The 22,365-nt window shown below is 65.6% G+C and carries 26 protein-coding genes and 1 riboswitch; of the genes, 19 read left to right on the forward strand and 7 right to left on the reverse strand.

What is annotated here, in order from left to right; all coding sequences use genetic code 11:
- Entirely contained in the window at window positions 1-705 is a 705-nt protein-coding gene (locus tag KUV49_RS03375) for a helix-turn-helix transcriptional regulator (protein ID WP_222451616.1), read from the reverse strand.
- A gap of 83 nt (window positions 706-788) precedes the next feature.
- On the opposite strand from KUV49_RS03375, the gene KUV49_RS03380 reads away from it, so the two are divergent.
- Genes KUV49_RS03380 through KUV49_RS03395 form a run of 4 tightly spaced genes read left to right on the forward strand, consistent with a single transcriptional unit; the run spans window position 789 to window position 2,688 of the window.
- The gene (locus KUV49_RS03380) at window positions 789-1,250 is read left to right on the forward strand and encodes a hypothetical protein (RefSeq protein WP_222451617.1); all 462 of its coding nucleotides are present in this window, start codon (window positions 789-791) and stop codon (window positions 1,248-1,250) included.
- Window positions 1,247-2,065 carry an isocitrate lyase/phosphoenolpyruvate mutase family protein gene (locus KUV49_RS03385; RefSeq protein ID WP_222451618.1) on the forward strand — a complete coding sequence of 273 codons (819 nt, stop codon included), beginning with the start codon at window positions 1,247-1,249 and terminating at the stop codon, window positions 2,063-2,065. Before KUV49_RS03380 ends, KUV49_RS03385 begins: the two co-directional genes overlap by 4 nt.
- Window position 2,066: 1 nt before the next feature.
- Window positions 2,067-2,249, forward strand: coding sequence for a hypothetical protein (locus KUV49_RS03390; protein ID WP_222451619.1), 183 nt, complete (start codon window positions 2,067-2,069; stop codon window positions 2,247-2,249).
- On the forward strand, window positions 2,242-2,688 hold the full coding sequence (locus KUV49_RS03395) for a hypothetical protein (RefSeq protein ID WP_222451620.1): 447 nt from the start codon (window positions 2,242-2,244) through the stop codon (window positions 2,686-2,688). The genes KUV49_RS03390 and KUV49_RS03395 overlap by 8 nt, the downstream gene beginning before the upstream one ends.
- Before the next feature lie 39 nt (window positions 2,689-2,727).
- Here KUV49_RS03395 and thiD read toward each other — a convergent pair whose 3' ends face one another.
- Window positions 2,728-3,555 carry a bifunctional hydroxymethylpyrimidine kinase/phosphomethylpyrimidine kinase gene (gene thiD, locus KUV49_RS03400; protein WP_222451621.1) on the reverse strand — a complete coding sequence of 276 codons (828 nt, stop codon included), beginning with the start codon at window positions 3,553-3,555 and terminating at the stop codon, window positions 2,728-2,730.
- A gap of 38 nt (window positions 3,556-3,593) precedes the next feature.
- Window positions 3,594-3,682, reverse strand: a riboswitch (TPP riboswitch).
- Between the two features lie 242 nt (window positions 3,683-3,924).
- Between thiD and smpB the strand changes: the two genes are divergently transcribed.
- The 4 genes from smpB to KUV49_RS03420 all read left to right on the forward strand — a co-directional run bounded on the left by smpB (window position 3,925) and on the right by KUV49_RS03420 (window position 6,912).
- Entirely contained in the window at window positions 3,925-4,401 is a 477-nt protein-coding gene (gene smpB, locus KUV49_RS03405; RefSeq protein ID WP_057791393.1) for an SsrA-binding protein SmpB, read from the forward strand.
- A 96-nt stretch (window positions 4,402-4,497) separates the two neighbouring features.
- Window positions 4,498-4,788 carry a hypothetical protein gene (locus KUV49_RS03410; protein ID WP_222451622.1) on the forward strand — a complete coding sequence of 97 codons (291 nt, stop codon included), beginning with the start codon at window positions 4,498-4,500 and terminating at the stop codon, window positions 4,786-4,788.
- 82 nt (window positions 4,789-4,870) lie between these two features.
- Window positions 4,871-5,728 carry a 3-mercaptopyruvate sulfurtransferase gene (gene sseA, locus KUV49_RS03415; protein ID WP_222451623.1) on the forward strand — a complete coding sequence of 286 codons (858 nt, stop codon included), beginning with the start codon at window positions 4,871-4,873 and terminating at the stop codon, window positions 5,726-5,728.
- Window positions 5,728-6,912, forward strand: a complete 1,185-nt coding sequence (locus KUV49_RS03420; RefSeq protein WP_222451624.1) for an aromatic amino acid transaminase — start codon at window positions 5,728-5,730, stop codon at window positions 6,910-6,912. Before sseA ends, KUV49_RS03420 begins: the two co-directional genes overlap by 1 nt.
- Window positions 6,913-6,997: 85 nt before the next feature.
- On the opposite strand, the gene KUV49_RS03425 is transcribed toward KUV49_RS03420, so the two are convergent.
- Both KUV49_RS03425 and KUV49_RS03430 read right to left on the reverse strand, forming a co-directional pair.
- Window positions 6,998-7,615 carry a TetR/AcrR family transcriptional regulator gene (locus tag KUV49_RS03425; protein WP_222451625.1) on the reverse strand — a complete coding sequence of 206 codons (618 nt, stop codon included), beginning with the start codon at window positions 7,613-7,615 and terminating at the stop codon, window positions 6,998-7,000.
- A 126-nt stretch (window positions 7,616-7,741) separates the two neighbouring features.
- Entirely contained in the window at window positions 7,742-7,903 is a 162-nt protein-coding gene (locus KUV49_RS03430; RefSeq protein ID WP_172977976.1) for a hypothetical protein, read from the reverse strand.
- Window positions 7,904-8,101: 198 nt separating this feature from the next.
- Here KUV49_RS03430 and mbfA point away from each other — a divergent pair, with 198 nt between their 5' ends.
- The 9 genes from mbfA to KUV49_RS03475 all read left to right on the forward strand — a co-directional run bounded on the left by mbfA (window position 8,102) and on the right by KUV49_RS03475 (window position 16,942).
- Window positions 8,102-9,079 (forward strand): iron exporter MbfA, encoded by a 978-nt coding sequence (mbfA, locus tag KUV49_RS03435; protein WP_222451626.1) that lies wholly within the window; start codon window positions 8,102-8,104, stop codon window positions 9,077-9,079.
- A gap of 45 nt (window positions 9,080-9,124) precedes the next feature.
- Window positions 9,125-10,060 carry an AEC family transporter gene (locus tag KUV49_RS03440; protein WP_152490763.1) on the forward strand — a complete coding sequence of 312 codons (936 nt, stop codon included), beginning with the start codon at window positions 9,125-9,127 and terminating at the stop codon, window positions 10,058-10,060.
- Between the two features lie 169 nt (window positions 10,061-10,229).
- Complete coding sequence (gene fghA / locus KUV49_RS03445; protein ID WP_222451627.1) at window positions 10,230-11,063, forward strand: S-formylglutathione hydrolase; 834 nt, start codon at window positions 10,230-10,232, stop codon at window positions 11,061-11,063.
- Between the two features lie 3 nt (window positions 11,064-11,066).
- On the forward strand, window positions 11,067-12,497 hold the full coding sequence (gene sthA, locus KUV49_RS03450; protein ID WP_222451628.1) for a Si-specific NAD(P)(+) transhydrogenase: 1,431 nt from the start codon (window positions 11,067-11,069) through the stop codon (window positions 12,495-12,497).
- Window positions 12,498-12,552: 55 nt separating this feature from the next.
- The gene (locus KUV49_RS03455; protein ID WP_222451629.1) at window positions 12,553-13,527 is read left to right on the forward strand and encodes a phosphotransferase family protein; all 975 of its coding nucleotides are present in this window, start codon (window positions 12,553-12,555) and stop codon (window positions 13,525-13,527) included.
- 92 nt (window positions 13,528-13,619) lie between these two features.
- Window positions 13,620-14,069, forward strand: coding sequence for a YaiI/YqxD family protein (locus KUV49_RS03460; protein WP_222451630.1), 450 nt, complete (start codon window positions 13,620-13,622; stop codon window positions 14,067-14,069).
- Window positions 14,066-15,019: a DMT family transporter gene (locus KUV49_RS03465; protein ID WP_222451631.1), complete on the forward strand. Its 954-nt coding sequence runs from the start codon at window positions 14,066-14,068 to the stop codon at window positions 15,017-15,019. Before KUV49_RS03460 ends, KUV49_RS03465 begins: the two co-directional genes overlap by 4 nt.
- Before the next feature lie 70 nt (window positions 15,020-15,089).
- Entirely contained in the window at window positions 15,090-16,007 is a 918-nt protein-coding gene (locus KUV49_RS03470; RefSeq protein WP_222451632.1) for an ornithine cyclodeaminase family protein, read from the forward strand.
- The gene (locus KUV49_RS03475) at window positions 15,989-16,942 is read left to right on the forward strand and encodes an alpha/beta hydrolase (RefSeq protein WP_315899541.1); all 954 of its coding nucleotides are present in this window, start codon (window positions 15,989-15,991) and stop codon (window positions 16,940-16,942) included. Before KUV49_RS03470 ends, KUV49_RS03475 begins: the two co-directional genes overlap by 19 nt.
- Here KUV49_RS03475 and KUV49_RS03480 read toward each other — a convergent pair.
- The gene (locus KUV49_RS03480; protein WP_222451633.1) at window positions 16,939-17,547 is read right to left on the reverse strand and encodes a hypothetical protein; all 609 of its coding nucleotides are present in this window, start codon (window positions 17,545-17,547) and stop codon (window positions 16,939-16,941) included. The genes KUV49_RS03475 and KUV49_RS03480 overlap by 4 nt on opposite strands.
- Window positions 17,548-17,558: 11 nt before the next feature.
- A complete protein-coding gene (locus tag KUV49_RS03485; RefSeq protein WP_222451634.1) occupies window positions 17,559-18,800 on the reverse strand; it encodes an MFS transporter in 1,242 nt (413 codons plus the stop codon).
- A gap of 135 nt (window positions 18,801-18,935) precedes the next feature.
- Between KUV49_RS03485 and zapE the strand changes: the two genes are divergently transcribed.
- A complete protein-coding gene (gene zapE / locus KUV49_RS03490) occupies window positions 18,936-19,997 on the forward strand; it encodes a cell division protein ZapE (protein WP_152490754.1) in 1,062 nt (353 codons plus the stop codon).
- A complete protein-coding gene (locus tag KUV49_RS03495; RefSeq protein ID WP_222451635.1) occupies window positions 19,994-21,640 on the forward strand; it encodes a choline dehydrogenase in 1,647 nt (548 codons plus the stop codon). The genes zapE and KUV49_RS03495 overlap by 4 nt, the downstream gene beginning before the upstream one ends.
- Here KUV49_RS03495 and KUV49_RS03500 read toward each other — a convergent pair.
- On the reverse strand, window positions 21,637-22,359 hold the full coding sequence (locus tag KUV49_RS03500; RefSeq protein WP_222451636.1) for a type 1 glutamine amidotransferase: 723 nt from the start codon (window positions 22,357-22,359) through the stop codon (window positions 21,637-21,639). The genes KUV49_RS03495 and KUV49_RS03500 overlap by 4 nt on opposite strands.
- Window positions 22,360-22,365: the final 6 nt, after the last annotated feature.

The following is a 22,365-nucleotide window of genomic DNA, read 5'->3' on the forward strand; positions in this document are numbered from 1 at the left end:
TCACGCGCGCCTCGACGCGGTGTAGAGAACCCAGTCCTCCCCCTCCAGCGTCGCCTCCCATGCCGCCCGCAGCGCCGCCGCCTCTCCGGCAAAGTCCTCCCCCGTCGGCACGCTTTCCACGATCCGGTCGATGCGGAAACTGCGAAACCCCTGCCGCAGCGCGCACCACGCCGCCAGCACGACCGCGTCGATATGATAGGTCAGCGCCACGGGCCGGATCACTCGCTCCGTCCGCGCCTCCTGCAAATCGACATAGACGATCCGCAATTCCACAGCGTCGCGGATCTGCGCCCGCAACGCTTCGGCATCCACCCCGTCGCGCGGGATGCGGTTCCAGCCCGAGACCCGCAGCGGCACATGCGGCGCGCCGCCCGGCAACGCGGTGGCGATCTTCTCGCCCGCCCGCCGCGCCGCCCGCTCCAGCCCCGGATCCCCGGTCCGGTGCAACAGCGCCATGCCCACGTAAAGCGCCTCCAGCTCCTCGGCGGAAAACATCAGCGGCGGCAGGTCATAGCCCGCCCGCATCATGTACCCCACGCCCGCCGCGCCCTCGACCGGCACCCGCAACGCCTGCAACGCCACCACGTCGCGGTAGATTGTCCGCTTCGTCACCTCCAGCTCCTCGGCCAGCATCGCGGCGGTCACCGGCGCATCGGCGCTGCGCAGGATCTGGATGATATCGAACAGGCGGGTCGAACGGGTCATGCGGACACCCTAGCATGATTGCTGACAGTATGGTGTCAGCAGCGTTGCAGTAGGCTGACCTCGGATCAAAAAGGACCCTCGCCATGCTGCAAGACTACACCGCCAGGACCGGCACGCTCATTCCCGTCTGGACGCTGGAAATCCAGACCCTGCCGCAAGACACCGACCGGATCCTGGATGCCGTGATGCAGGTGCACCCCCTGGGCTATGGCCGCTACCACCGCACCGCGTCCGTCTCCGCCACGGGCGCCGAGACCACGACACCGCAACCGAACTCCACCACCACCACGCACAAGAGCACATATACACCCGGCAGCGCCGAGACCTACCCGATGGTCGAGCTGAAAATTTCCATCGAACGCGACCTTCCCGCCCTGCAACAGGTGATGGACGCGATCCTCGACGCCCACCATTACGAGGAACCCGTCATCTTCGTGCGCGAGGACTGGGCCAGCCGCGCCAGTTACGACCCGAACCGGACCAACCCGAACCGCTGGTGGAACGATGGCCGCGGCCTGCCGGACATGGTGGAGCTTTCCCGATGACAGCCCGAACATTCCGCGCCCTGCACCACGGCGACAAGCCCTTCGTCGTCCCCAACCCCTGGGATGTCGGCTCCGCCCGCGTCCTCGCGTCCATGGGCTTTCCGGCGCTCGCGACAACCAGCGCCGGAATGGCCTTTTCCATGGGCCGGATCGAAGGCACCGTGCCGTCCGCGCTTGTCCTTGACCATTGCCGCAAGATCGTCGGCGCCACCCCCCTGCCGGTCAGTGCCGACCTCGAACGTGGCTTCGGTGACAGCCCCGAGAGCGTGGCCGAAACCATCCGCGCCGCCGCCGTCACCGGCCTTGCCGGCGCCTCGATCGAGGACCACACCGGCAACCGGGACGCGCCCATCTACGACCACACCCTGGCCGTCGAACGGATCATCGCCGGGGTCGAGGCCGCCCGAACCCTTTCGCAGGATTTCGTCCTCACCGCCCGCTGCGAAAGCCTGCTCTGGGGCGAAACGCGCCTCGACCCGGTCATCGCCCGCCTGCAGGCGTTCGAGGCGGCGGGGGCCGACGTCCTCTATGCCCCCGGCCTGCCCGACCTCGACGCGATCCGCGCGGTCTGCGCCGCAGTGACCCGGCCGGTCAACGTGGTCTTGGGCCTGCCCGGCCGCACCTTCACGCTGGATCAGCTGGCAGAGGCCGGCGTGGCCCGCATCAGCGTCGGTTCGGCCTTTTTCCGCGTGGCCTACGGCGCTTTCATCGGGGCCGCGCGCGACATCCGCGACACCGGCCATTTCGACAAGACCGCGCAGGGCATCGGCTTCGCGGACCTGGAATCCCACCTCGCCCCATTTAAGGAGTCCTGACATGATCAAGTATTACTACCCTGACGGCAGCCACTGCTACCGCGCGCTGCACACCACCCACGCCGTCTATACGGATGCGAATGGAAAGCTGATCGCACGCACCCTGCGCCCCGACAATTCCGAGCTTTACGAATTCGAGATCACCGGCTTCGAACTGCTCGAGACGGGGGTGCGCTATGACTGACCCCTCGATCCTCCGGACCGGCTTCGACACGAGGCCGATCGAGATGCAACCGATGTGGGCCCTCATGTTCCAGGCGCCCTCGGAAGACGTCGACCGCATATTCGACGCCGTGACACAGGTCGCGCCCCTGACCCAGGGCAAGACCGACCGCAACGGCTATCGCGCCCCCGGCGGACTGGAATATTACCGCCCCCGGGAAGGCACGCCCACCGGCGCCGAGGACGACACGCGCCACCGCCCCTGCGTCGACGAGATGCGGTTCTTCCTGCCCCGCGACCCCGCCATGTTGACCGCGGTGATCGAGGCGATCCATGCCGCCCACAACTCCGACGAACCGCTCATCACCGCGACGGAGGTTCTGCGCAGCCAATGCAAGGGCCTCGACCACAGCGACACTTCCCCACCGCTGGTGAGACAGGGCCGGTCACCCACGGCGTAGGGTGGGGTTCCACCCCACCTTCCCTCACCCCACCTTCACTCACTCCCCCCACAAACCCGCGAAATGATGCGTCGGCCCGTGCCCCGACCCCACGTCCAGCGCCCCGGCCCCGGCAATCGCCCGCGCGACATAGGCCTTCGCCGCCCGCACCGCCTCGGGCAGAGGCGCGCCCCGCCCGATCCGCGCCGTCAGCGCCGCAGACAGGGTGCAGCCCGTCCCGTGGGTGTTCCGTGTCGCCATCCGCGCGCCCTCGAACCAATGCACGCCGTCCGCATCGGCCAGCACGTCCGGGCTGTCCTCGCCCTCCAGATGCCCGCCCTTCAGCAGCACCGCACCGCAGCCCAGCGCCCGCAGCGCCCGGGCCTGCTCCGCCATCGCGTCCCGCGTCACCGCCTCGTCGCAGCCCAGCAGCACCGCCGCCTCAGGCAGGTTCGGCGTGATCACCGCCGCCATCGGCACCAACGCCGCGCGCAGCGCCGCCACGGCATCCTCGGCCAACAGCGACGCGCCGCCCTTGGCCACCATCACCGGGTCCAGCACCACCGGCACGTCCGGCAGGGCGTCCGCCACCGCGCGGGCGATTTCTGCCGTGGCGATCATCCCGATCTTCACCGCGTCGATCCGCACATCCTCGGCGACGACCCGGATCTGGTCGGCGACGAAGTCCGGCGGCACCAGGTGCACCCCCTGCACACCCCGCGTGTTCTGCGCCGTCAGCGCGGTCAACGCGGCCATCCCGTAGGCGCCATTGGCCGAAATCGCCTTGAGATCCGCCTGCACCCCGGCCCCGCCCGACGGGTCCGAGCCTGCGATCGACAGGATGTTGGCGATCCCGCCGCTGTCCGCGTGCAATGTCCTGGGGGTCATCCGGCTCCTTTCACGGCGCGCGAAAGGCAGGGGTCCGACCGGGTCCGGTCCCGCCTTCCTCCGCCAGCATGATCTGGGTCAGGTTCAAAGGGTGCATCTCAGCCCGCAGGCGCCCCTGGCTCGTGCCGGACGATAGGCGCGCTGGCCCGCCTGTCAACCGCAACCGCACCCGCGCAACGCCCGCCCCGTTCATCCGGCTCGCTGGAAAAAACCGCACCGTCGCGATACCACCCGGATACCGACGCGATACCGACGTCCCGATCTGCCCTCCCGGGACCCGTTAACCTCTCGATTCGCTTCAGGGGGTTGGAAGCCTTCGCCACAGGGGCTATCTTGCTCTCTTGCACCGCCCGGAAGGCAGAACTCGACATGGTCAAGCCCAAGATCAATCCGAACTACAAGGTCGTCGCCGAAAACCGCAAGGCGCGACACGACTATGCCATCGAGGACGACCTCGAATGCGGCATGGTGCTCGCCGGGTCCGAGGTCAAATCCCTGCGCCAGAAGACGTCCAACATCGCCGAAAGCTACGCCGCGGTCGAGGATGGCGAACTGTGGCTGGTCAACAGCTACATCGCCCCCTACGAGCAGGCCGTGCCTTTCGGCCACGAGGACCGGCGACGCCGCAAGCTCTTGGTTTCGCGCAAGGAAATGGCGCGCCTGTGGAACGAGACGCAGCGCAAGGGCATGACCCTCGTGCCGCTGGTGATGTATTTCAACGACCGTGGCATCGCCAAGATCAAGATCGGCATCGCCAAGGGCAAGAAGAACACCGACAAGCGCCAGACCGAGGCCAAGCGCGACTGGAACCGCCAGAAGCAGCGGCTTTTGCGCCACGGTATGTAAACGCTTCGGATTCCACCCTCTGCGGGTGCCGTCCGTTTTGCTATCCTCCCTTAGGTCCCGGCGCGACGCGCGGGACTGCACGGGGGACCGGGAAGCATGGACTTACTGATCAGCCTGATTGCCGGCGCCATCGGCGGCAACATCGCCGGCGGCCTTGTGCCCCGCCTCAACCTCGGACTCCTGGTCAATTCCCTCGCCGGCAGCCTCGGTGGTCTTCTGGGCGGCCATGCCCTTGCTTTGCTGGGCATTGGCGGGCTTGCGCAGACAGCGCCCGACAGCGTGTCCCTCGACCCCACGGCCCTGACAACGCAACTGGCCGCGGGCGGCCTGGGCGGCGGCGCGTGCCTGCTGGCTGTGGGTCTTCTGCGCAACCTTCTGAGCCGCTGACCCGCGGCGGCGCCTTCCCCCCGCCGCTTGCACTGCCCGGCGTCCCGCGCTACGTCACTGTCAACGGTTTCAGGGGGCTGTCATGGCAAACGACGATCCGAAAACACTGGTATCCACCGATTGGCTGGCGGCGCATCTGGGCGACCCGGACCTGCGGATCCTCGATGCCACCTATTTCCTGCCCGGCGTCGACCGGGATGCGCGGGCTGAATACGACCAGGCCCATATTCCCGGCGCCCGGTTCTTCGACATCGACGATATCTCGGACCATCGCTCGGACCTGCCGCACATGGCGCCCCCGGTGGAAAAGTTCATGTCCCGCATGCGCCAGATGGGCGTGGGCGACGGGCACCAGGTGGTGGTCTACGACACCCACGGTCTCTTTTCGGCGGCCCGCGTCTGGTGGCTCTTCCGCCTGATGGGCCAGGCCGATGTGGCGGTCCTGGACGGCGGCCTGCCCAAGTGGCTGGCCGAGGGCCGCCCGACCGAGGACCTGCCCCCGATGATCCGCGACCGGCACATGACCGTCCGGCGCGAGGCGCACCGCGTCAAAGACGTCACGCAGGTCGCCGCCGCCTCCAAGCTGGGCGACTACACCATCCTCGACGCCCGCGCACCCGGACGGTTTCGCGGCGACGAGCCCGAACCCCGCCAGGGCCTGCGGGCCGGGCACATCCCCAATTCCCGCAACGTCCCCTACAGCTCCCTGCTCAACGATGACGCCACGATGAAATCCCCCGACGAACTGCGCGCGATCTTCGACGCGGCCGGGGCGGACTTGTCGAAACCCGTCATCACAAGCTGCGGCTCGGGCGTGACCGCCGCGGTGATCAACCTTGCGCTGGAGCGGATCGGCAAGACCGACCACGCGCTTTATGACGGATCATGGACCGAATGGGGCGCCTTCCCCACCGTCTCCGTCGCAACCGGAGAAGCCTGATGTTCGAACACCTCAAGGAACAACCCGCCGACAAGATCCTCGCGCTGATGCAGGCCTACAAGGACGATCCGCGCGACACCAAGATCGACCTCGGCGTCGGTGTCTACAAGGATGCCGAAGGCCGCACGCCGATCATGCGCGCCGTCAAGGCCGCCGAAAAGGAATGGTGGAACGAGGAAGAGACCAAGGCCTATGTCGGCCTCGCCGGCGACCCGGCCTTTTCAGACGCGATGATCAAGCTGATCCTGGACGATGCCGCGCCCCGCGATGCGGTGGCGGCGGTGGCGACACCCGGCGGCACCGGCGCGGTGCGGCAGGCCTTCGACCTGGTGAAGATGGCCAACTCCGGCGCGCGCGTCTTCGTGTCGGACCCGACCTGGCCCAACCACCTCAGCATCCTCAAACACATGGGGATCGAACACGTCCCCTACCGTTATTTCGACAACGAGACCGGCGGCGTCGATTTCGACGGCATGATGCAGGATCTGGACGGCGTTCAGGCCGGCGACGTGATCCTGCTGCACGGCTGCTGCCACAACCCGACCGGCGCCAACCTGACGATGCAGCAATGGGGCGACGTCACGGACCTGGCCAACGCCAAGGGCGCCATCCCGATGATCGACATCGCCTACCAGGGCTTTGGCGACGGTCTGGATGCCGACGCGGCCGGCACCCGTCACGTCGTGGCCTCCTGCCCCGAGGTCCTGATCGCCGCGAGTTGCTCCAAGAATTTCGGCATCTACCGCGAACGCACCGGCCTGCTGATGGCCGTCTGCCAGGACAGCGCGCGCCGTCCCACGACGCAGGCGAACCTCGCCTATCTCAACCGCCAGAATTACTCCTTCCCGCCAGACCACGGCGCGCGCCTGGTGTCGCTGGTGCTGAACGACGACGCCCTGCGTGCCGACTGGCAGGCCGAACTGGAGGAAGTGCGCCGCGGCATGCTTGGCCTGCGCGAGCAACTCGCCCAGGAACTGCGCAAGCTCGCGGGCTCGGACCGTTTCGGCTTCATCGCCCAGCATCGCGGCATGTTCTCGCGCCTCGGGCTGGACGCCGACAAGGTCGAGGCGCTGCGCAAGGACCACGCGATCTACATGGTGGGCGACAGCCGCATCAACATCGCGGGCCTGAATGCCAGGACGGTCCCGCTTCTGGCGCAAGCGATCATCGACGTGGGCGCCTGAACGCGCCGTTAACTTTTGATGAAGTCGCGGGTGTGATCTTCGGGCGGTGATGCCAAGAGCCGCCGCCCGATCCCATGCACCTACCTCACGCGCCGTACCGCGCCATGAAGGTCTCGACCGCGCCGCTGGCGATGCGTTCGATCGCGCTCTCGGACGTGTCGCACTCCACCCCGCACAGGCACCGCACGAACAGATCGCACTTGCACAATTCGCCGAATTGCTTGGTGGCCAGGTCCATGTCGTCGATCTTCAGATCCCCGCGCTCCACGTAAGGTGTCAGCAGCCGCCCCATGCGTTCGCTGAACAAGCCCGGGCCGGACGCATAGAACCTCTGGCCCAACTCGGGAAACCGATAGGACTCGGCCACGCAGATCCGGAACATCTGCTGTCCGAAATCCGACAGGAAAAACCGTACGGCGCGGCTCGCCGCCTCGTGCAGGACCTCATGCGCCGGGGCCTCGGTGTCGATCTGCTCCAGCGCGCTTTCGGCCTGCCGGTTGCACTCCACGCGGGCAACCTCGGAAAACAGCAGGCGCTTGTCGGGAAAATAGCTGTAAAGGGTGGCCTTGGACACGCTCGCCGCCTTGGCGATGTCGTCAACGCTGGCCCCTTCGAACCCGTCCCGCATGAAAATCTGCCGTGCGCCCTCAAGCACCTGGTCGAACTTGCGACCCTTCTTGATTTCGGCGTCCATGGCCGTCATGCGTCTCCTCCTGCCTGTTCCTGTCAGCTTACAGGTCGCGGGTGGCGAACTGCAAGCATGTCTGCGGACGGGCCGTTTCGGGGAAGGGGAGGAAGGAACACCCGCCCGCAGACCTGGCGCGCACGTCTATTGCGCGTCAACGCCACCGGCCCCTTGCGTGACAGGTTCGGGCGCGGGTGCAGGGAAGGTCAGAACCGGCGTCAGGCTCGACATGTCGACACTGAACGCCATTGCGGGCGCGGCGAAGGCCGAAGCGGCAATCGTCACTGTCAGAAGAAGATGTTTCATTTCGGGTTCCTTTATCTGAACCATTCAGTTCATATCAGCCAGTCTAAACAGATCGGTTCATTTTGCAATGGCAAAAATGAACTGATTGGTTTAGTTTTTTGCATACCTGCTATTCGCTGATGACTGGACAGCCCCGCCCTTGACCTGATCCACCGCCGTAGTAGATTAGAACCATTCTAAACTATTGGAGGCCACCCGATGATCCCCGGTGTCTCGTCCCGCCGCCGTTTCTCGGACCTTTCCGAACAGGAAGTGCTCGCGCTCGCCATCTCGTCCGAGGAGGACGACGCCCGCATCTACCGCAGCTATGCCGAGATGCTGCGCGCGGACTATCCCGATACCGCCAGGATCTTCGACGGCATGGCCTCCGAGGAGGACGCGCACCGCCGCCGCCTGATCGCCCTGCACCAGGACCGATTCGGCGACGTGATCCCGCTCATCCGGCGCGAGCATGTCGCCGGCTACTACGCCCGCCGCCCGGTCTGGCTGATCGAGAACCTCGGCATCGAGCGTATCCGCGCCGAGGCCGAGGCGATGGAACGCGACGCGGAGCGCTTCTATCTCAAGGCCGCGCAAAGCACGCAGGACGCCACGACCCGCGCGCTTCTGGGCGATCTGGCCGCCGCCGAGGCCGGGCACCAGGACCGCGCCGGCGCGCTTGAAGAACAACACCTCGACGCCGACGCCCGCGACGCCGAAGAGCGCACCGCCAAGCGTCAGTTCCTTCTGACCTGGGTGCAGCCGGGCTTGGCCGGGCTGATGGACGGGTCGGTCTCGACCCTCGCCCCGATCTTCGCCACTGCCTTCGCCACGCAGGACACCTGGACAACCTTCCTCGTCGGTCTCGCCGCGTCCGTCGGCGCCGGCATTTCGATGGGCTTTACCGAGGCCGCCAGCGACGACGGCGAACTCTCCGGTCGCGGCAGCCCCCTCAAGCGCGGTTTCGCCTCGGGCATCATGACCACCGTGGGCGGGCTGGGCCACGCCCTGCCGTATCTCATCCCCGATTTCTGGACCGCGACGATCATCGCCGTCATCGTCGTCTTCGTCGAGCTTTGGGCCATCGCCTGGATCCAGAACCGCTTCATGGAAACCCCGTTCTTTCGCGCCGCCTTCCAGGTGGTGCTGGGCGGGGCGCTGGTGTTCGCCGCCGGGGTGCTGATCGGCAGCGGCTGACGTCATCGCGATTGACGCCCCCCGCCAGCATGCTACGACCGCTTCATGCTGGACATCTTCTTGCAAACCCTGCCCTTCTTCCTGCTGATCGGGCTTGGCTACTGGGCAGGACGCACCGGGTTCTTCAGCGAAGAGGCCACCGCATACCTCACCAAGTTCGTGTTCTACTTCGCCCTGTCGGCCATGCTGTTCCGGTTCTCCGCGAACCTGACGATGAGCGAGATCTTCGACTGGCGTTTCGTCATGGCCTATCTCTGGGGCACGGCCTTCGTTTACGGGCTGGTCACGCTGGTCGCCTTCTTCCGCCGCCTCAAGGCCGAGGAAGCCGCGTTCGAGGCGCAATGCGGCGTGATCGGCAACGTGGGTTTCCTGGGCGTGCCGATGCTGACGCTGCTGCTGGGGGAGGATGCGATCGGCCCCGTGATGCTGGTTCTTGCGGTCGACCTCATCGTCTTCGGCTCGCTGATCGTGATCATCGTCACCGGCACACGCGACGGGCGCATGAGCCTGGGGGTCTTTCGCACCGTCGGCATCGGCCTCGTGAAAAACCCGATGATCGTCTCTATCACGCTCGGGCTCGCGTGGTCCGCCTTCGACCTGCCCATTCACCCGGTCATGAATGATTTTTTGTCCCTGCTGGGCGGCGCGGCGACACCCGGCGCGCTCTTCGCCATCGGTGCCTCACTGGCCACCAAGTCCGCCGAACGGCCCTTCGTCGCCGGCTGGCTCAGCTTCAACAAGCTGATCCTGCACCCGCTCTTCGTGGCCTTTTCCGCGCTCTACCTCTTCCCGGTGGATCCCTACCCCGCCGCCGTGATGATCACCGCCGCCGCCCTGCCCGTCGCGGGCAACGTCTATATCCTGGCCGAGCATTATCGCATCGCACCCCAACGGGTCTCGGCCTCGATCCTGATCTCGACGGCCATCGCGGTCATCACGGTGTCCGTCGTCATCGGCTGGGTCAGCCGCCTTTATCAATAGACCGCTGCGCCACCCGTCGATTTTTGCAATTCTGAAACCTGTGCGCGCTAGGCCTGTGCCGACCAATTTCACGGTTGGCCGCAGGGCTGAGCGTGATACGGTCCGCGCGACCGCCGCCGGATGGCGGCATTCGGTGTCTCACCGCTCATAGGACGGAAGGAAGATCGTGATGGAAACCGTTTCGGAAAACGCCTGCTTCGGCGGCACGCAAGGTGTCTACACCCACAAATCCAAGGCGTGCGATTGCGACATGACATTCGGCCTGTTCCTGCCGGAAGAGGCCAAATGGGGCGCCGTACCCGTGCTGTGGTACCTCTCTGGCCTGACCTGCACGCACGAGAACGCCATGACCAAGGCCGGCGCACAGCAATGGGCGGCGGAACAGGGCATCGCGCTGGTTTTCCCCGACACCTCGCCGCGGGGCGAGGGCGTGGCCAATGACGACGCCTTCGACCTCGGGCAGGGCGCAGGCTTCTACGTCAACGCCACGCAGGACCCCTGGGCGCCGCATTTCCGCATGTGGGACTACGTGACCGAGGAATTGCCGGTCCTGATCGCCTCGAACTTCGCCATCGACAGCGCCCGTCAGGCCATCACCGGCCACTCCATGGGCGGGCACGGCGCGCTCACTATCGCGATGAACATCCCCGACCGCTTCGCCTCGGTCTCGGCCTTCTCGCCCATCGTGAACCCCACGCAAAGCAGCTGGGGCCGCAAGCAATTCGGCGCTTACCTGGGCTCGGACGAAAGCCTCTGGGCCAAGCATGACGCCACGCTGCTGATGAACGAAAAGGGCTTCGATGGTCCGATTTTGTGCGATACCGGGACCTCGGACCAGTTTCTGGACCTGCTGATGCCCGAAAGCTTTGCCAAGGCTTGCGCCACCCGCCGCCAGCAATCCATCCTGCGGATGCAGCCCGGTTACGACCACAGCTACTTCTTCGTGTCCTCCTTCATGGAGGATCACATCGCCTTCCACGCCGAAGCGCTCTACGCAGGGTAAGACATGAGCCACTACGACCTCATCATCATCGGCTCCGGCCCCGCCGGACGCTCTGCCGCGATCCAGGCCGGCAAGCTGAAACGCCGGGTGCTGGTCGTGGACCGCAAGGAGCGACTGGGCGGCGTGTCGGTGCACACCGGCACGATCCCGTCCAAGACCCTGCGGGAAACCGTGCTCAACCTCTCGGGCTATCGCGAGCGCAGCTTTTACGGACGCTCCTACCGCGTGAAAGAGGATATCGGCGCGCAGGACCTCAAGATGCGCCTGCACAAGACGCTCGATTACGAGGTCGACGTGCTGGAGCACCAGTTCAACCGCAACCACGTCGATACGCTCCACGGGCTGGCCAGCTTTACCGGGCCCAACGCCATCGATGTGGCAACCGAGGCGGGCGAGACGGTGGCGCTGACCGCCGACCGCTTCCTGATCTCGACGGGGACCAAGACCTATCGCCCCGATTACGTGCCCTTCAACGGCAAGACGGTCGTGGACAGTGACGAGTTTCTCGAACTGGGCCAGATCCCGCGCAGCCTTGTCGTGGTGGGCGCGGGCGTGATCGGCGTCGAATACGCCACCATGTTCTCGGCCCTCGACGTGCGCGTCACCCTGATCGAGCCGCGCGACAGCTTCCTCGACTTCATCGACAAGACCCTGATCGACGACTTCACCCACCAGATCCGCGAGAACGGCGTCGACCTGCGCCTCGGCTCGGCCATCGAGACGATCGAGGACGCGGGCGAGCATATCGAGACGACGCTCGCCAACGGGCGGCACGTCCGGTCCGAAATGCTGCTCTTCGCCGCCGGGCGCATGGGCGCCACCGACCGCCTGGGCCTCGACAAGGCCGGGCTGAAGACCGACCATCGCGGCCGGCTCGAGGTCGACCGCAAGACCTACCAGACCAAGGTGCCGCATATCTACGCCGCGGGCGACGTGATCGGGCACCCCTCGCTGGCCTCGACCTCGCTGCAACAGGGCCGCATCGCGGCCTGCCACGCGCTCGACACGCCCACCCTGCCCGAAAGCCCCTGGTTTCCCTACGGCATCTACTCCGTGCCAGAGATTTCCACCTGCGGCATGTCCGAGGAAGAAATGCAGGAACGCGGCATCGCGTACGAGGTCGGCATCGCCCGCTTCCGCGAAACATCCCGCGGCAACATCATGGGGCTGGAACACGGGATGCTGAAAATGCTCGTGTCGCTGAAAACCCGCCGTGTGCTGGGCGTCCAGATCGTCGGCGAAGGCGCGACCGAACTCATTCACATCGCGCAGGCGGTGCTGAACCTGAAGGGCACGGTGGATTACTTCGTGCAGAACACGTTCAACTATCCCACGCTGGCCGAGGCCTACAAGATCGCCGGTCTCGACGCCTTCAACCGCATGCCCATCCCCGAGGAATACAAGGTCGCCCGCGGCGCCAAGGCGGCGGAATAGCGCTTTGGCCCATATGTTGATGCCAGCCAGACCGACGATGAACACGGCGTTCTGAATGGCCAATCTGCTGAACTACAACCGCAGACGCATCAACGGCTACGTCAAGGAATTCGTTGCTCAACAGCACCCGGCACAGGACTACAACTTCGCCTGCATCTACCGCTCAGCCGACTACCCGAAAGAACGTCAGGTTTTCGTGGTCGAAATCGGTGAGCGGCGCTATGCGCTGAAGGTCGATACCAAATCCGCGAAGACCGAAAGACTGGCGCGCGAGTTTGAAACACTGCGCGCACTGCATGCCCATTTCGCGAAGTTTGAAAAGCTGGATGTCGTGACCCCCGTCTACATGTCCCCTTCCGGCGAGTTCTTCGTCACGGGCTATCTCGACAACCGGACGGCAACAGAGGCAATCTATGAACAGGAGGCCGACAATCGCGCGCGCCAGGTCTATCGCAAGGCCGGTCACTGGCTGCATGCGCTACATGGCTTTGAACCGATCACCACAGAGAAATTCTGGTACGACTGGATGTTCGAGACCCTCGCCGCCCTGACCGGCAGCCGGGCCTGCCCTCATGCGACGCCCGAGCAATACGGGCCGATGATCGACCAGATGCACCGGGACGTCAGGCGGATTGAAGGCGCGGAAGATACGCATGTCTTCAGTCACGGTGACTTCCATGGTCGCAACCTGATACTGGGTGCGGGCGTGACCTACGGTTTCGACTTCACGGAAGTGACGCGCAAACTGGCCGTTTACGACATCGTGGATTTCCTGAAGACGGATGTCTTCCGGTCGGCAAGCCCGGACGAAATCGACCGCAGCGGACTCATTGCCATGAACAAGGCGATGTTCTTCAAGCTCTACCGGCACCCGATAAACATGGATGTGCTGGACTTCTGCATGCGGGCGCGTCTGCTGATTGATTGGTTGAGCATCACGACCGAACGGCATGACCGCACTCAATTCCAACAAAAGAAATTCGACCACCTGCACTCCCGCCTGTTGCTTGCATTTGAACACCCGCTCTAGGATTTAACAGTTCGCGGTGGGTTTACGTTGTTGGAAGATTCCGATCCGAGATCTACCAAGGCCTCGCCGGACAGAAAAAGGAACCCGCTTGCATGTCCCTCTACGTCGATGCCGATGCCTGTCCGGTCAAGGACGAGGTCGAGCGGGTGGGCACCCGTCACAAGCAGAAGATCTTCATCGTTTCCAACGGCGGCCTGCGCCCCTCGCGCAATCCGCTGGTGGAAACCATCATCGTGCCCGACGGCCCCGACGTGGCCGACATGTGGATCGCCGAGCGTGCCGGGCCGGGCGACGTGGTCATCACCGGCGACATCCCCCTCGCCGCCAAATGCGTCGAGGCCGGCGCGATGGTCCTGAAACATAACGGCGAAGCGCTGACCCGGGCCAATATCGGCAACGCGCTGGCCACCCGCGACCTGATGAGCGACCTGCGCGCCGCCGATCCGTTCCGGCAGGGCGGCGGCAAGGGGTTTACCAAGGCCGACCGCTCGCGCTTTCTCGATGCGCTGGAACGCATGGTGCGCAAGGCTGCGCAGGCATGAGCGTGTCGCGCACGAACCTTACCGGGGCGGGCTGCGCCCTGCTGGCTGTCATGTGCTTTTCGCTGAACGACGTGGGCATCAAGTTCCTATCGGATGACTACGCCCTGCACCAGATCGTTTTCTTCCGGTCGGCCATCGCGCTGCTCACCTTTTCAATCGTGTTCCTGCCCATCTACGGTCTGCGGGTGCTGCGCACGCGGCGGCCCGGCGCCCACCTTCTGCGCGGGGTCTGCGTGGTCGGGGCTAACTCCTGCCTCTTTCTCGGACTGGCGGCGATGCCCATCGCCGATGCGGTGGCGGTGTTCTTCATCTCGCCGCTGGTCATCACCGTCTTCTCGGTGATCTTCCTGCGCGAAACCGTGGGCGCCCGCCGCTGGGCCGCCATCGCCGTCGGCTTCGTCGGCGTCCTCGTGATCGTCAAACCCGGCACCTCGGCCTTTCAGGTCGCGGCGCTTCTGCCCATGGCTGCCGCGGTCCTTTACGCCGTAATCCACATGGTCGCGCGCAAGGTCGGCGGCACGGAATCGGCGGCGACCATGGCGGTCTATATCCAGATCACCTTCATCATCGCCTGCAGCATCATCGGCCTCTCCATCGGCGACGGCAAGTTCGCCCAACAGGATCACGCATCACTGGCCTTCCTCTTCCGTGCCTGGGGGCCGATCGCGACGCATGACTGGTGGATCCTGATCATGCTCGGCGTCAGCGGAGTGATGGGCGGTTTCTTCATCAGCCAGGCCTACCGCATTTCCGAGGCCGCCTTCGCCGCACCGTTCGAGTATGTCGCCATGCCCATGGCCATCATGTGGGGCGTGACCGTCTTCGGCACGTGGCCCGACCGCACCGCGTGGATCGGCATCGCTCTGATCCTCGGCTCGGGCCTCTACCTGATCTGGCGCGAATCCCGGAAGGACCAGTTCGTCGCGAGTGACGAGCCCAGCCACCTTTGACCCCTGCAGGGTTTGACGCGGCCCGCGCCAGCACGCATACCTTGCGATACCAACAGCAAGGAGCGCCCCCATGAGCATTTCCATCATCCCCTTCGACGAAGGCGAGGCGCTGCTCGACTGGCTGGCGCTCTGCGACACCTTCGAGGCGGGCCATGAACGCCCCAAGGCCGAGATCGGCGATACCTTCCTCTACCGCGACCCCGACACGCTGCTCAGCCGGTCGGCCTGGATCGACGGCATGGGGCTGGCGGTCAAATCCGCCACGATCTTCCCCGGCAACCCCGACAAGGGCGACCCGATGATCAATGGCTCTGTCGGCGTCTTTTCCGACACCAACGGCAGCCTGGAGGCCGTCATCGACTTCCACCTCGTGACCAAGTGGAAAACCGCCGGCGACAGCCTCTTTGCCGCCCGACGCCTCGCCCGGCCCGACAGCCGTAACATCCTGATCGTCGGGGCGGGCACCGTGGGCCGGTCGCTCTTCCAGGCCTACAGCGCCGGCTTCCCCGAGGCGCAGTTCACCGTCTGGAACCGCACCCGCGCCAATGCCGAGGCGATGGTCGAGGATTGCCCCGGCCTGACCGTAGCCGATGATTTGGAAACCGCCGTGCGCGCCGCCGATATCGTGACCTCGGCCACCATGTCCACCGACCCGGTGCTGAACGGCGACTGGTTCCAGCCCGGCCAGCATATCGACCTCATCGGCGCCTACCGCCCCGACATGCGAGAGGCTGATGACACCGCCCTGCAACGCGCCCGCGTCTTCGTCGACAGCTATGACACGACCGTGGGCCATATCGGCGAGATCAAGATCCCGCTCGAGGCCGGCACGATCACGCGCGAGGACCTTGTGGCCGACTATTACGAGCCGGAAAATTTCACCCGGCGCAGCGATCAGGAGATCACCCTCTTCAAGAACGGCGGCGGCGCGCATCTGGATCTCATGACCAGCCGTTACATCCTCGACGCGTGGCAGGCGGCGGGGTGATCGGCTGGGCGTTCCTCTCCGCCGGGACGGCCCTTGTCGCCGCCCCCTTCATTGCCGAGGCGTTCCGTCCCCGTGTGACGGACAAACAGCGGGCCTCGGCCCCGGGGCAGGTGGCGGATCTGCCAAACGGCCCGACATGGTTGCAGTGGCGCGGACCCGAGGATGGCCCTGTGGCCGTCTGCGTGCACGGGCTGACCACGCCCAGCTTCGTCTGGGGTCCACTGGCCGACCACCTCGCCGGGATGGGCTTTCGCGTCCTGACCTATGACCTTTATGGCCGCGGCCTGTCGGCCCGTCCGAATGGCGAACAGGACAGCACGTTTTTCAACGCCCAGCTTGCCGCGCTGCTCGATCACCAGGGCATCGAGGGCGGCTTCACCCTGCTCGGCTATTCCATGGGCGGGGCCATCGCGACCGGGTTCGCCGCCGCACATCTCTCACGGGTGCAGCAGCTTTGCCTGATCGCTCCGGCCGGGCTTGGGCATGATCTCGGGCCGGTCGCGGGGATGGCCATCAACCACCCCAATATCGGCAAGTGGATGATGCTGGGTTTCTATCCTCGCAGCCTGCGCCGTGGCTTGGCGTCCGAACGCGGCCTGCCATCGGCCATTCCGAATATGGTCGACTTGCAAATGGCCGAAAGCCGCAAACGCGGGTTCGCGCCCGCCATCCTGTCCTCGCTCAGGGGCATCATGGACGAAGACCTCGCCCCCGCCCACCGTGCCATCTGCGACGCCGACATTCCGACCCTGGCGATCTGGGGCGAAACCGACGACGTGATCCCCCTTGCGGGCCGCGACCGGCTGACAGAACTGAACCCCGAAGCGCGCAACGTGGTCATCCCGGGCGCCGGGCACACGCTGGCCTATACCCATGTGACCGAGGTCGCCCGGGCCCTGGACACGCTTCACGTCGCGCAGGACGCGGCCCGCTAATCCAACCGGGCCCGCGCGGCGTCGCAGGCGCTGCCATCGGGGTCGATATCGCAGGCGCGCTGCCATGCATCCTGCGCCTTGCCGTTGTCACCCGCCTGCGCCCGTTCCGCGCCCAGCATGTAACAGCCCCAGGGCGCCCGCGCCGTGCAGGTCGTCTCATACGTGCGCACCTGACAGGCCCGCGCTGCGGCAACGGTCGGCTGCGATCCGGCGATCCAACTGCCCCGCGCGGCAATCGCGCCGGCGTTCGTGCACGCATTCGCGTCTCCCGCCGCGCAGGCCGCCATGAAGAAGGGATATTTCACCGTGGCCTGGCCTTCGACATCCAGCTCGATTTCCACCGCCCGCCCCAACCCGAAACAGGCCCGCGCCTGCCCCGCCCGGCACAGGCCCAGGCACCATCCCGGCCTTTGGGTACAGTCCCGCGACCCGCCCGGCTCCCGGCCCAGGTCGCGAAAGACATCCGCCGGACACATTTCACGAAACGCCGAGAACGTCGGATCCTCCTGCCCCGCGCGCAATGCTTGTCTGTAGCGTTCAGGCGTGGTGGCGATCCAGTCCTCCACCTCATCCGCCGCCACCGGGCCTGCGGCCAGCCCCAGCACCGCGGCAAGCGTCAGGCCAAGGCACCGCGCGGCAGCACCCGCTCTTTTACCGGAAGATGCACGATTGCCGAAAATGCGCCCACTCCCACGCCGATCCACCAGACCATCGAGTAGTTCCCGTAGATATCATACAACTGCCCCCCCAGCCAGACACCCAGGAAACTGCCCAGCTGGTGGCTGAAGAACACGATGCCGTAAAGCGTGCCCATGTAACGCAGCCCGTAGATATGCGCGATCAGCCCGCTGGTCAGCGGCACGGTGGCCAGCCAGAGCGACCCCATCGCCGCCGAGAACAGGAGCACGCTGGTCGGCGTGATCGGAAACATGATGAAGGCCGCCGCGACGAGCGTCCGCCCGGTGTATATTCCGGCCAGCAACAGCTTCTTGGAATGGCGTTTGCCCAGCCACCCCGCCGTCAGCGTGCCCGCGATATTGGCCAGCCCGATCAGCGCGATGGCCACCGCCCCCAGCGCCGAGGTCGTGGTCACCCCCATGTTGTGCAACACGCTGCCCGCCGCGATCGGCCCGCAATACTCCGTCACGAAGGCCGGGAAATGCGCGGTAATGAACCCCAGTTGATAGCCGCAAGAAAAGAAGCCCAGGAAGATCAGCGTGTAACTCGGGTCCCGGAACGCCTTGACCAGGATCTGGCCCATCGTCTCTTCCAGCTCCGTCGTGCTGACAGGCTCCGGCGCCCGCATCAGCGGCAGGCAGGCCAGCACCGCCAGGATCGCCGCCGCGAAGATCAGGAAGACCGACTGCCAGCCCATCATCGACAGCAGGTACTCCGCGATCGGCGGGCCGAACACCTGCCCCGCCGATCCGGACGCCGTCGCGATGGCAAGGCTCATGGAGCGGTTCTCGTCGCTGCTCGCACGGCCCACCACGGCCAGGATCACGCCGAACCCGGTGCCCGCGATACCAAAGCCCACCAGCACCTCGTAAAGCTGGTGCGCCAGCGGCGTCGTTGCAAAGGACGACAGGACCAGCCCTGCGGCATACATCAACGCACCGAGGATGATGGCCTTGCGGTCGCCCACCTTTTCGGCAATCGCGCCGAATATCGGCTGGCCGATCCCCCAGGCCAGGTTCTGAACCGCGATGGCAAGGCTGAACTCCACCCGAAGCCAGTTGAACTCCTCGGCAATCGGGATCTGGAACACCCCGAACGCCGCCCGGATCGAGAAGGACACCAGCATTATCAGGCAGCCCGCCACCAAGACAGGCGTGAAAATCGACGCGGATTTCTGCATTGGGCCCTCCGAACAATGCGGCGACATTACCCGCCCGCTGCCGGGCGTCAATTCAACGATTGTGATGCACACAATTCCGTTCCGCGATCTGCTTCCTGCTTTCCACGCCGCTCCGGCTTCGGTATCCACGGGGGCATGGAAACGGTTCCCGACAGATACGAACGGCTGATCGACGAGGGCGTCTTGAAACGCGACGAGGCCCAGGTCGCCGTGGTCGAGGAGCTGGAGCGCCTGCGCGCCGATCTGGCACAACCCCAGAAAAAGGGCTTCTTCCGCAAGCAGGTCGAAGCGCCCAAGGGCCTTTACATCTGGGGCGGTGTCGGGCGCGGCAAGTCGATGCTGATGGACATGTTCGTGGAAACCCTGTCGGTGCCCAAGCGCCGCGTGCATTTCCATGCCTTCATGCAAGAGGTCCATGCCGGGATGCACAAGGCGCGCGCCGCCGGCAAGGAAGACGCGCTTGCCCCCGTCGCCAAGGCGGTGGCCGAATCCGTCCGCTGTCTTGCCTTCGACGAGATGCAGATCACCGACATCACCGATGCCATGATCGTCGGCCGCCTTTTCGAGTCGCTGTTCGAGTCGGGGGTCACCGTGGTGACAACCTCGAACCGCGTGCCTGACGACTTGTACAAGGACGGTCTCAACCGGCAGCTCTTCCTGCCTTTCATCGAGCTTCTGAAAGAGCGGATGGTCATCCACGAGATGGTCAGCCCCACCGACCACCGGCAAGGTCGGCTGGCGGGCAGCCCGACCTATTTCACGCCCGTAAACCCCGAGGCGCGGGCGAAGATCAACGAGGTCTGGAAGGACCTGACCGATGGCAAGGGCGAGCCACTGACACTCGTGGTCAACAAGCGCGAGGTCGAGATCCCGGCCTTTCACAACGGCGTCGCGCGGGCCACTTTCTATGACCTTTGCGGCCGGCCGCTCGGCCCCGCCGACTATCTCGCACTGGCCCAGGCCGCCCGGGTACTGGTGCTGGAGAACATCCCCCAGCTCAGCCGCTCCAACTTCAACGAGGCCAAGCGCTTCGTCACCCTGATCGACGCCCTCTACGAGGCGAAGGTCAAGCTGATCTGCTCTGCCGCCGCCGCGCCGGAATACCTGTATGTCGAGGGCGAAGGCAGCTTCGAATTCGAACGCACCGCCAGCCGCCTGCGCGAGATGCAGTCCGAAGGCTGGGGCAAGGACGCATGAGCCAACCGGCGCGCGAGTACGACTATATCATCGTCGGCGCGGGCTCTGCCGGATGCACATTGGCAAACAAGCTGGGCCAGGACAGCTCCAAGTCCATTCTCGTCCTTGAGGCCGGACCGATGGACCGCGATCTTTTCATCCACATCCCGGCAGGCGTCTACCGCACGTGGTGCGATCCCAAGCTGAACTGGAACTACGAGACCGCGCCCGAACCCGCCGCGCAGGACCGCGAGATCTTCATGCCGCGCGGCAAGGTCGTCGGCGGATCCTCTTCGATCAATTCGATGGTCTACATGCGGGGCCATCCGCTGGATTATGACGGCTGGGCCGACGAGTTCGGCCTGTCCGACTGGCGCTACGAGAACTGCCTGCCCTATTTCCGGGCCGGGGAAACCTATTCGCGCGGCGGTGATGCCTATCGTGGCGACGCGGGCCCCCTCGGCGTCACCCGTGGCGACTATGACAACCCGCTTTACGATGCCTTCCTCGAGGCCGGCGCGCAGGCAGGCCAGGGCCGATCCGACGACCTCAACGGCCATACCCCCGAAGGCGTCGCGCGCTTTGATGCCACCAAGCGCCATGGGCGGCGGTGCAGCGCGGCGGTTGCGCATCTGCGCCCCGCCTTGGCGCGTGGCAACGTCACCTTGCTGACCGGCGCGGCGGTCCAGCGGATCGAACTCAGCGGCAACCGGGCCACCGGCGTGCGCGTCCTCTATCGCGGCCAGGCACGGACCTTTCACGCCGCGGGCGACGTGATCCTCTCGGGCGGCGCCATCAACTCGCCGCAGCTGTTGATGCTGTCAGGCATCGGCCCCGCCGCCCACCTGTCGGAGACGGGCATCGACGTGGCCAACGACCTGCCCGGCGTGGGGGCCAACCTGCAGGATCATGCCAGCGTCATCGTGCAATGCAAAAGCCGCGTCAGCTTTCCCATCCACCGCGTCGACCGGCCCTGGAACAAGCTGCGCGCCGGGGCGCAATGGGTGTTTGCCCGCAACGGCGTCGCCGCCTCGAACATATGGGAGGCCGGCGGGCTGATACGTGGCAACGCCGACGTCGCCTACCCCAACCTGCAATATCATTTCGGCCCCGTCGGGTTCGAATACAACGGACCCAGGATCACCCTGCTGCAAGCCTTCGCCTGCCATGTCGACCAGTTGCGCCCGCGCAGCCGAGGCACGCTGCGCCTCGCCTCGACCGACCCGTCAGACCACCCGAACCTGCAGTTCAACTACCTGTCCAATCCCCATGATCTCGACGAGCTGGTCGAAGGCATCCACCGCGTCCGCGACCTGATCGGCCAGAGCGCCTTCGATCCCTTCCGCGATGTCGAGATTGACCCGGGCCCGGACGTGAAAACCGACGCCCAAATCCGCGACTGGATCCGCGCCAATGTCACCACCGATTTCCACCCTTGCGGCACCTGCCGGATGGGCCACGGTGCCGACGCCGTGGTCGACGACCGCTTTCGCGTGCACGGCATCGAGGGCCTGCGCGTGGTCGATGCTTCGGTGATGCCCCGCGTGATCAGCGCCAACCTCAACGCGCCCACCCAGATGATCGCGGCGAGGGCGGCGGATTACATCGCGGGGCATGCCCAGCTTGCGCCGGAAGCACCGCCCTTCGCCTTTCAGTCGCCTTAGGTCCGCGCCGTCGCCTGCAGCCAGTTGATATAGATGCGCTCGGCCATGTCGTTGAACATGTCCATGCGCTTGGCGCACTCGGCCTGGAACCCGGGCAGCGATCCGGGGCCCAGCGCCTTTTCCAGCGCATCGGCGTATTCCGGGATGTCCCCCCAGACCTCGACCGTGTCCTGCTCGATCTCGATGTGGAACTGCATAGAATAGGCCCGCGTCCCCCATTTCATCGCCTGCACCGGACAGGCCGGAGACGTGGCCAGCACCTGCGCGCCTTCGGGCAAGGCCGTCACCTCGGCCGAGTGCCACTGCAAAGCCTGAAAGACCTCCGGCAGCCCGTCAAACAGAACGCCGCTCGCGCCCGCCTCGGTCAGTTGCACGTCCAGCACGCCGATCTCGGGCGTCTTCGACGGCCCCACCGCACCGCCAAGCGCATCGGCCAGCAACTGGTGCCCCAGGCACAGGCCGAGATACGGCACACCCTGCCCCTCGACCGCCTCGCGGATGAACGCCTTTTCGTCCTTCAGCCAGGGGTGCGCGTCCTCTTGCCAGGTGTCCATCGGGCCGCCCAGCACCCACAGCGCATCGTAGCCGTCCATGCTGTCGGGCAGCGCCTCGCCTTCGTCCAGTTCGATCGCATCCCAGCTGTGCCCGTCCTCCTTCAGGAACTTGCGAAACACCGCCGGATGCTCGACGCGCTCATGTTGCAGGACCAGAATATGCATGGGGAC

It is taken from the genome of Roseovarius atlanticus (assembly GCF_019802205.1).
GTDB classification, from domain to species: Bacteria; Pseudomonadota; Alphaproteobacteria; order Rhodobacterales; family Rhodobacteraceae; genus Roseovarius; species Roseovarius atlanticus_A.